Source organism: Fulvivirga sp., from assembly GCF_040220315.1.
Taxonomy (GTDB): Bacteria; Bacteroidota; Bacteroidia; order Cytophagales; family Cyclobacteriaceae; genus Fulvivirga.
This window is the reverse complement of sequence record NZ_JAVJUY010000269.1, coordinates 17601-27492: the sequence shown is the minus strand read 5'-3', so window position 1 is coordinate 27492 and position 9892 is coordinate 17601. Positions and strand designations below refer to the sequence as shown.

Annotated in this window: 9 protein-coding genes and 1 tRNA gene; 4 read left to right on the top strand and 6 right to left on the bottom strand. The window is 36.8% G+C overall.

Going from position 1 to position 9892, the window contains the following annotated elements:
- A partial coding sequence (locus RLO81_RS13260; protein WP_350112376.1) for a class I SAM-dependent RNA methyltransferase occupies positions 1 to 597 on the bottom strand: 597 nt, incomplete at its 3' end.
- A gap of 64 nt (positions 598 to 661) precedes the next feature.
- Between RLO81_RS13260 and RLO81_RS13255 the strand changes: the two genes are divergently transcribed.
- On the top strand, positions 662 to 3361 hold the full coding sequence (locus RLO81_RS13255; RefSeq protein WP_350112373.1) for a T9SS type B sorting domain-containing protein: 2700 nt from the start codon (positions 662 to 664) through the stop codon (positions 3359 to 3361).
- Between the two features lie 2 nt (positions 3362 to 3363).
- Here RLO81_RS13255 and RLO81_RS13250 read toward each other — a convergent pair whose 3' ends face one another.
- Positions 3364 to 4074 carry an SH3 domain-containing protein gene (locus RLO81_RS13250; RefSeq protein ID WP_350112370.1) on the bottom strand — a complete coding sequence of 237 codons (711 nt, stop codon included), beginning with the start codon at positions 4072 to 4074 and terminating at the stop codon, positions 3364 to 3366.
- Positions 4075 to 4263: 189 nt separating this feature from the next.
- Here RLO81_RS13250 and RLO81_RS13245 point away from each other — a divergent pair.
- Together RLO81_RS13245 and RLO81_RS13240 are read left to right on the top strand one after the other, a co-directional pair.
- Positions 4264 to 4336, top strand: a tRNA-Lys gene (locus RLO81_RS13245).
- Between the two features lie 212 nt (positions 4337 to 4548).
- Complete coding sequence (locus RLO81_RS13240; protein WP_350112367.1) at positions 4549 to 5130, top strand: hypothetical protein; 582 nt, start codon at positions 4549 to 4551, stop codon at positions 5128 to 5130.
- Positions 5131 to 5133: 3 nt separating this feature from the next.
- Here RLO81_RS13240 and RLO81_RS13235 read toward each other — a convergent pair whose 3' ends face one another.
- The 3 genes from RLO81_RS13235 to rpsT form a co-directional block, all read right to left on the bottom strand.
- Positions 5134 to 5526 carry a response regulator gene (locus RLO81_RS13235; protein ID WP_350112365.1) on the bottom strand — a complete coding sequence of 131 codons (393 nt, stop codon included), beginning with the start codon at positions 5524 to 5526 and terminating at the stop codon, positions 5134 to 5136.
- Complete coding sequence (locus RLO81_RS13230; protein ID WP_350112362.1) at positions 5523 to 7577, bottom strand: ATP-binding protein; 2055 nt, start codon at positions 7575 to 7577, stop codon at positions 5523 to 5525. Before RLO81_RS13230 ends, RLO81_RS13235 begins: the two co-directional genes overlap by 4 nt.
- A gap of 275 nt (positions 7578 to 7852) precedes the next feature.
- Positions 7853 to 8104, bottom strand: a complete 252-nt coding sequence (gene rpsT / locus RLO81_RS13225; RefSeq protein WP_350112359.1) for a 30S ribosomal protein S20 — start codon at positions 8102 to 8104, stop codon at positions 7853 to 7855.
- 132 nt (positions 8105 to 8236) lie between these two features.
- Here rpsT and RLO81_RS13220 point away from each other — a divergent pair, with 132 nt between their 5' ends.
- Positions 8237 to 9208 carry a zinc dependent phospholipase C family protein gene (locus RLO81_RS13220; RefSeq protein WP_350112356.1) on the top strand — a complete coding sequence of 324 codons (972 nt, stop codon included), beginning with the start codon at positions 8237 to 8239 and terminating at the stop codon, positions 9206 to 9208.
- 46 nt (positions 9209 to 9254) lie between these two features.
- Here RLO81_RS13220 and RLO81_RS13215 read toward each other — a convergent pair whose 3' ends face one another.
- Positions 9255 to 9875, bottom strand: a complete 621-nt coding sequence (locus RLO81_RS13215; protein WP_350112353.1) for an SRPBCC family protein — start codon at positions 9873 to 9875, stop codon at positions 9255 to 9257.
- Positions 9876 to 9892 lie beyond the last annotated feature (17 nt).

The following is a 9892-nucleotide window of genomic DNA, read 5'->3' as shown; positions in this document are numbered from 1 at the left end:
AAAAGATATCTCTTTCTCGAGCGCCAGGTCTCTTACAGCCAATCTGATTTTGTTGGAAGGATCTTCCTGAAGATAGCAATGATCGATATCTAAAATCTTGTCAAATCGCCCTGGAATATGGAATCCTAATGCATTTTTCTCAAATTCTTTTCCTGAAGCTATTTCTACTCGCGTCAGCCATCTGGAGCTTGAGAAAGTAAATTCTAACTTATTACGATAGTATCTGGTTTTTTCACTGCCAATAATTGGGTGTAGCTGATCATATTCTACTTTTCCAATTCGCTGAAGCTGATCAATTACTTGCTGCTCTTTGCTTTTAATCTGTGTTTGATACCCAATATGTTGCCATTTACAGCCACCACATGTGCTAAAATGCTCACAAAACGGCTCTTCACGCAACTCAGAATAAGAGTGAAAATGTGTTGGAACAGCCTGTAAAAAACTCTTTTTACGTTTTGTAATTCTTAAGTCGCATACATCACCCGGTGCCACATTACCAACGAAAATGATTTGTCCGTCCCATTTTGCAAAGCATTTTCCTTCAGCAGCTAAGCCCTCAATTGTTATACTTTTTAGGATTTTATTTTTTATCTTCATGCTTCAATTATTTCGCAATTAATCAGACTTACCTTTGACTTTACTTCTATATTTAGGGTAGCTTATGCGAAAACTTTTACTTGTCTTTTTTCTTTTGGTCGGCAAACTTACTGCTTTTGCTTCGCATATCGTAGGTGGAGAATTTGAATTGTTGCATGTCGAGGATTTCGACTATCAATTGAATATGGTGCTCTACTTCGATGAATTAAATGGAACCCCGGGCGCACGTCAAAATTCGATTATTGCCTATATCTACAGAAAGTCTGATAATGCCCAAATGCGAAACATCACGTTAAATGTAACAGAAGATGTATTTGTTCCTTACAGCAATGTGGAGTGTGACGATGGCCGATTAGTGACTTCTCGAATATTTTATACAGCACCTTTAACTTTACCAGCTGATGAGTATGACGATCCTGAAGGCTACTATGTGGCTTGGGAGCGCTGCTGCCGAAACTACACAATCACTAACATATTTAGTGATAACCCAGCTGGTGCAGGAACCAGTGCCGGACAAACATTTTATCTGGAATTCCCACCAGTAATGAGAGATGGTACACAATTTATCAATTCAACACCAAGACTTTTTCCACCCCTGAGAGATTATGGATGCGTAGATAATTTCTACTTTGCTGATTTTGGAGGCGTTGATGAGGATGGTGATTCTTTGGTTTATTCCCTTGTAGTTCCATATAGCACAGTAGACACTCAAAATGCATTGCCTGTAACACCAAATCCAGGGCCGTACCCAAACATAGTTTGGAGACCTGGTTTTGGTATTTTTAACATAATAGGAGGCGATCCTGACCTAGCCATATCTACTAAAGGACTTCTAACTGTAACTCCAAAATCGACAGGATTATATGTTTTTGCCGTGGAGTGTAAAGAGTTTAGGGATGGCGAGCAGATAGGGGTTATGCGCAGGGATTTTCAAATGTTGGTGGTAAGTAATTGCATTAATGAACCACCAGTTGTAAGAGCAAGAGAAAAAGGAGAAAGCGGATTTTATTCTGAAGGCACTCAACTATTTTTTCCGTTCGGTGCATCTGAACGTTGTATCGAAATATTAGTAAATGATATTCCGGTTAGTGGCGATATTTCTGAAGATGTTAATATTCAGCCTATTCCCATCAATTTTGATGCTGACCTCGAAGGAATAACTATTGATGTTTCGCAAAATGTTTCGTTAGTCAATGAACTCGACACAGCTCGATTTGAAATATGTTTTCCTGAGTGTCCTTATGTAAGAAATAAGCCTTATCAAATTGGTATAATTGCGTTGGATGATGCTTGCCCTCAACCGGCACTCGATACCGTTATTGTTACGCTCAACATAGAACCACCACCCAATACCACTGCCTATTATGCTGAAAGTAGAAATGGCACTCGAATTAACTCTTATAACAGAACAGTTACGTCTCAGTCCAATGGTTCTTTAACGTTTGATATCAATGGCTATGATGCAGAAGACCAGGTGACGTTTGCAATCACACCACTGGGCTTTGATTTAACAGAAGTAGGAATGTCTTTTACAGAACCTGTTTTTGGTGACAGGCAAGTGTCAACTACATTTAACTGGAATTATGATTGCAACTCAAATGATATCAATTTATCCGCAGGCAGGGATGTTGAAGTGCCAACAGGAATAAGAAAGGCTTTTGACATATTGCTAAGTCTGGATGATGAGGATCAGTGTCTGTATGAAGATCCAAGAAATACAATTATGACACTTAATATCGATTTTCCTAATCAAACCAAACCGCGAGTGTTCGAAACACAGCGCCCATCTGATTCTTACCTCAAACTCAATTACAATTATGGCCAAACAGTTGATTTAGACATCAGAGGCCGCGATAATGACAATGATCAGATTAGTCTATTTGGCAGAGGGGCCAATTTCAACTTTGAAGATGTAGGTGCTTCTTTCGAAAATAAAGAGGGTACAGGCAGTCCCGGTGTTACTAGTAAATTTCTATGGGAAATACCCTGCCAGTATGAAGCTGAACTAGACTCTTTCAGGCTAGAGTTCTTTGTAGAAGACTTGGATGATTGTCAACTAACTAATATTGATACCCTGGAAATCGATATTTTACTCAGCCCACCAACAAACTCACCTCCAGAAATTTTTATCAACAGTTTAAACAGTGTGCCTATTATTGGTGACAGTGTTGGAGTAATTGTCAATACTGAAATTGAACTGAACATTCGTGCTTTAGATGCCGAAGGCGATACCATTCTGCTGGATTTGTTTGAACGTAGTCCTAACGATCCTTTTGAATTTAACGCTGTCAGAGAGAGAGGCACTGCCCAGTCCGTCTTTAGGTGGGCTCCGGATTGTACTGACCTTACAGGTGCTGGTCTCACACGGACTATCGATCTCACATTTATTGCAAGGGATCTCAATTGTTATAATCCTCAAGGCATTAGTAAAAATTTCACTATTCATGTAATTGACATAAATGCTGGTGAAACTGATATTTTACCACCTAATTTATTTACACCCAATGGTGACGGAGTGAACGAATTTTTCGGCATGTATAACCTTAATGAGGATACCAATGAGTTGGAAAATATATTACCCATAGATAATTGCGCAGGACAGTTTGAAGAAGTGGTAATATTCAATCGTTGGGGTAGGGAAGTGTTTAGTAGCTCAGATAGAGACTTTAGATGGACAGGTGAAGGCGTGCCATCTGGTGTATATTTTTATCAGATCAATTATACCAATAGGGAATACCGAGGCTCTGTGAGCGTGATGTACTAATGTTAAAGTTCTACTTCTTTTAACTTTTCTGTTTTGATGTAACCCACTATGGAGTTGGACTCAATTTTAGTCCAGATATCTGTTCTTCCTTTAGTATGAACCCTGTTTCCTTTTTTTATGATGGTGAGTACTTCAGCAGCAGAGGAAGGCCCGCTCATTAAATAGGCATTTGATTTTGTCACAACAGCTCTGTTGTATTGCTTTCCAAAGTTGATCAGAACAAAGGTAAGGGCTAATACAAATACCATAAAAATTGAAGGTATAGCCGGACTTACACCCTTTCTGAATTTTAAATAGAACGAAATTGCAAGTAACAGTATTCCAATGGAGATAAGGGTTAATACAATTGTGTTAAAATATTTAAAGAATACCGTTTGAATGAATTCGAAATCATTGTACTCATAACCATCTGCACCAGCCTTTTGAGCCAGTTCTTCCATTTTAAATAGAACCTTTTTATCGGCTGTTTTTAGATAATATAGGTTTAGATAATACAATGCATCTGAAGTTCCGCCAAGGCCTTCTTTAATATAGGCCATTTTTAGTAGCATGGATGGACTCGCAACTTTTTCTTCCTCCAACAAGGTTTGATAAATTTCGAATGACTCAGTATACTTACCTTCGTTAAAGAGAGAATCGGCAGTGGACAAGCTTTGAGAGTAAGCCAATACACTTACTAGTGATAAGATAACTGCACAAATGAATCTTTTCATACGACAAATATATAGTTGTATAAATACTTTTACCAAGTAGTTCAGATCAATTACACGAAAGGTGGCTGAGAAAGTTTTTACTAAAAAATGTTAGGAATGTTTGCAGTTATAATCCGACCTATTATCTTTGCAACTCCATTGAAAAAACGGTGGTCAAAAACACCAAATTTCAGTGGATTTTTCTTGCAAGATTCCGTAGCTCAGTTGGTAGAGCATCTCCCTTTTAAGGAGAGGGTCCTGGGTTCGAGCCCCAGCGGGATCACAACATAAAAAGCTATCTTCGGATAGCTTTTTTGCATTTATAGAAGTTGGTGCGAGAAGTCTATCCAGACTTTGCATAAGCGAACGTCAGAAAGCCCCATCATGATCACTCAAACTAAGACTCTGAATTTCAGAGGCTTTTTTCTTTATTCAAAACGATAGTTGATTAAACATCAATATCAAATTGCAACTGCCAACTAAAAGTATTTACTTGTGCTTTTAAACATCTATTTGACTTCTATGCTCTTTACTGACAACGCCAAGAAAAACGCATTTCTGCTATACTGCTATTTTCAATTTGCGCTGGGTATTTTAATTGTTATTCTAACGTTTCGGCATCCCGAAAGTGAGGTGTATCTTATTCCATCAATCATAATTAATCTCTGCTTACCAGCAATACTTATTTATATTTCCAGGTTTAAATTTAACGAGGCTGTAATAGCGCTAATAGGCATCAGCTTTATCTTTACAACAGCCTATGTGGTTACAACCGCCATTGATAGCCAGAATGCCTTGGCAGCAATGTTGTTCATCACCTACTTTATTCATTCATGTGTGCTAAGTATTGTTTTTGGGCAAAAGGTTGGTGCAGCTTATTTCTTCGCAGGATTTTTATTAGTGCTCTTCAAACAACTCAATGTATTTAAGGCCTATGAATTCGAATTTATTTACAACTACAGCCAATTAGAATACATGGCATTTCTAACATTGTACATGCTTGTTATGCTAAAATTTATTCACATAGCAACAACCAAAAATGAACTTACAAAAGATCCTGGTAAGAAGGATAATTGAAACTTATAGCCTGTCTAGTTTTTTTGCTGCTTCAAGCACTTCCTCTTCTATTTGCTTTGCATCAAAAGGTTTGCTGAAAAACTTGTGAATAACCTTTTCCTTTAAGGCCTCTTCAATTTCATGGTTAAAATCAAAACCCGTAAGAATATAGTAGAATATGTTGGAATGCTTCGTGCGGGCTTTTCTAATGAACTCTAAGCCTGACATTACAGGCATTCTCATATCTGATATGACAACAATTATCTTTTCATGATATTCGTCCAATTTGGCTAAAGCATCATTAGGTGATTTGCTCGTAATTACATGAAACTTATTCTTGAAATTCGCTTCGAAAATAAATAGATTAATCTCTTCATCGTCAAGATAAAGAATGGTTATATTATCGTATTCTTTCATTCTGATAGATCGAATTTAATGGTAAAGGTTGTTCCTTTGCCAACTTCAGAATCAACAGTTATTACACCATTATGTTCTTCTATAATATTGTAAGTTATAAATAATCCTAAACCTGTGCCAACCCCCGGCTCTTTAGTGGTAAAAAAAGGGTCAGCAATTTTAGCGATATTCTCTTGAGATATACCTTCTCCATTATCACTAATTTGGACAATCAGATAGGCTTTATTAAAGTGCGTCTTAATCGTAATAACACCTTTTTCAGCTATTGCTTGTTCAGCATTGGAAATAATATTAAGTACTGCCTGATGAAGCTTGCCTTCATTCCCTAAAATTGTAGGGCAATTCAAATCAAGTTGTTTGACAACTTTTACTTTATTTTTAAGCCGGTTATTCAACATGGTAAGACAATGCTCAATAGTTGAATTGATGTTGCATTCCTCATCTTTTGATTTGACCTCTCGGCTGAAATGACTTAGGCTCTTAACAATGGCATTCGCCCGGTAAACTCCTGTATTAATTATTTCTAAGAATGGCTGAATTTCATCGAGATTTATTTGTGGGTCTTGCTTTAAAGTCTCAGTTAATGCACTTGCACCATTCTTTATAAAATTAAGGGGATTGTTTATTTCATGCCCAATACCAGCAGCAAGAACACCAAGCGATACCATTTTTTCTGCTTGAACCAATTTTTGCTGAGCAGATTTTAATTCACCTAAAGTAGTTTCTAATTCCAAATTTTTCCCTTCAAGTTCTTTTGTCCGCTCATTTACAAGACTCTCAAGGTTATTTTGATAGTTTTTTAATTCGGTAATGTCTTGAACAAACATTGATAAGCCATTGACTTTCTTTCCTTGAAAGATAGGGTTATAAGATAATTGATAGTGTATTTGACCTCCTTCAGGGTTTGGGTAAGAAATAGTTTCTTTAAACTTCTCACCCCTCAGTGCTTTGTCTTGGTAATGGTTAAAGAGTTTTACCATGTCTTTAGAACTACTTAGGTCCTCAATTCCCATACCTTTCGTTAATGTTATATTCTCAGTGAGCTTGGCTGCCTCAGCGAATGACTGATTAAACTCGATGAGTCTTTTATTAGTATCAAAAAGTCCAATAAGGCTATTAGTACTTTCAAATATGGAATTAAGATTTGCCTGACTTTCAATTAGGCTGGATAAATATTGATTTTGTTTTTTACGAGAGTAAACATAGATAGCGATAATAAAAATGACTACAATTAAATAAGCAGCAATGATTAGAATCAATGCTGACATTGCTTCCTTAATTATAATGTCATGATTCACAGAAACATAGAGTGTATGGTTAAGTTGGTGTAGTGGTGTTTTTATGAAGATAGATTCGTTATTTTCAAAATTATTTTTTCCCTGATAGTAAGTAATATCTGTAATAGTATGGACGCTTGACTCTGTTAAAAGGCTAGCCTCAGTACCTAGTATCTTGTTGTAGTCTGCCGTAGCCAACGGATGATAGAATTGCACAGTGTTAAATGCATCATTAACGAGATAAATACGATAGTTTGGATCAAAGCCAAATCCATTTAAATCAGAATTCATCGTTTTGTATTGCAAAGCAGTGGTGTTTACTGCAACCAATTTTCCGTTCTTATCTCTTATAGGAACGCGCATAGGTAATATCCAATCCAGGACATTTGGAAAGTAATAAGCTTCCCCTATTGAAATGTAATTCGTGTTTTTTGACTGTAAAAAAGACCGTCTAGAATTTTCAGACATCATAAGATTAGGTAAAGAATCTGACGGTTTGCTGCCTGAAAATGTGAGTACCTGGCCCTCAGGTGAGGTATATCCAAAGGCAAGAAGTTCTTCATAATTTTTAATAGCAGAATTTACAATAGCTAGCCGCTTTTGAACGGAATCAACATCATTCGTGCTATGTAATCGCTCACCTAGATTTAGCAATGTATTATGCCATTGATTAAAACTTAATTCATAATAGCGTGAAATAACTGCGCTTGTATACTCTAATTCCTTAACGCTATCTTTTTTAATATCATGCCAAACCCAATAAGCTATACTCATTGCCATCAGGGTAAGTAAAAATAGTATTGAGCTAAAAAGTAATGTAAATGATGATCTTGTCTTCAAAATTTGAGCTATAAACGTTCAATATAACAATTCACAGGGTTATTAAGAAAGTATGAAGGTGAATATGTGGCTGAATACAGTTAATACTGGATTGCCAAAACCAATATGAGCGAATGATAATGTTGTGTATTGCAACTACAATAAATAATGACGCATAAAAAAACCGCTCTGAAGACTCAAAGCGGTTTCTAGTATTTACTTCTTACAGATTAAAGACTGTTTACTAACTTGGTTAGTTTAGACTTATTGTTAGCAGCTTTGTTTCTGTGAATAATGTTTTTCTTAGCTAACTTATCAATCATTGAAATTACTGTTTTCAAAAGACCTTGAGCCTCAGCTTTGTCAGTCGTTCCTCTCAATTGCTTGATGAACGTTCTGGTAGTTTTGTGCTGATACTTGTTTCTTAATCTTTTTGCGTTGTTTGATCTAATTCTTTTTAACGCTGATTTATGATTTGCCATATGCTCTTAATTCAACTACTCTATTAATTTTGAGTGTGCAAAGGTAATGTTATTTTATTTTTATGCAAAACAACATTTTAATATTATTTAAATATTTATCGTTACCGTAAAATAGATTTATTATTGCCAACAATGAGAAAAACAATCCTGGTCCTACTTTTTACAGCTATTTTCACTTGTTCTCATGCAATTTGGGGCTTTTTTGCGCATCAAAAAATAAATAGGCTTGCAGTATTTACCTTACCTACAGAAATGATTGGATTCTACAAGTTTAATATCCAATACATTACTGAAAATGCAGTAAATCCTGATAAACGTAGATATGCAGTAGAAAACGAGGCACCCAGGCACTATTTAGATGCAGATGTTTATGGCGATAGTGCAGTATATAAACTCCCGCGTTATTGGAACGATGCGGTTGAGAAATACACTGAGGATACCTTACAGGCGTATGGAATAGTTCCCTGGCATATTTATCGCGTAAAGCAATGGCTCACAGATGCTATGCGCATTCAGGATGCAGAGGCCATTCTTAGGTTGTCCGCAGATTTAGGACATTATATTGGTGATGCAAATGTTCCTTTGCATACTACGGAGAACTATAACGGCCAATTAACTAATCAACATGGCATTCACGGCTTTTGGGAGTCACGTCTGCCGGAGTTGTATTCTAATGATTACAACTTTTTCGTAGGGAAAGCCCAATACATAACCAATACTCAGTTGGCAGCTTGGGATGCACTAATTCAAGCACATGAGGCGATGGATTCAGTTTTACTTTTCGAAAGACAGCTAACTGAGAAAATGGGGGCTGATAAAAAATATTCATTTGAAACACGAGGAGCTGGAACTGTAAGAGTTTATTCTAAAGATTTCTCAAAGGCCTACCACAAAGCGTTAGATGGTATGGTAGAAAGACAAATGACGAGAGCGGTAAAAATGATAGGCGATTTTTGGTACACCTGCTGGATTGATGCCGGCCAGCCTGATTTGGACAAATTAATTGATTTTGAATTTAGCGAAGAAGAATTACAAAAGAGAAAAGTAGAACTGGAAGAGTGGAAAGAGAAGCGCTACAAGGCCAGGGATCATGAATCTGGATAAAAAAAGGCCACTAATTAGTGGCCTTTTCAGTTAATATCCTCAATAATTATTCTTCTTCGGCCATTTCCTCAGTTTCCATAGCCGTAGAGTCAGATTCCATCATTTCTTCTTCCACTGCCGGCTCTGGCATTGGCTGAGATTCAACATATTCTTTTAGTTGCTGTAAACCAGTCACGTACTGATCACCTACCATACCTTCAGCATCCATTACTGCAGTAAAAAATGCACCCATCAGGTCTAAATCTTCATATCTGTACGTCCAGGTAACTTCTGTGCCATTTTCAACTGGTTTTAAATACATATCTGAATAATAGCCACCAGCAAAACCAAAGTCTAGCTGTAATGTTACGCTCTTATTCTCTTCTGCTTCAATGATCCATTGAGAACCAGCACCCACATCAGGATGATCACTTGTCCAAGACATTTTTGCTCCTACACCACTTTCAGGGCCTTCGTAGGTATATTTTGTCTCAGGATCAATGGTAAACCAGGGCGACCACTCATTAAAGCTTTTCATGGTGGTAACTACAGGATAAATAGCCTCTGGGCTTCTTTCAATAACTATAGACCTCTCCATACTACCTTCTTTAGGTTGAAAAAGGGCATAGATTACTGCCAGAACAATAATTGCAACTAAGCCGAGTCCAATAAATTTTAAAATTTTCATGTTGGTTTGATTTTTAT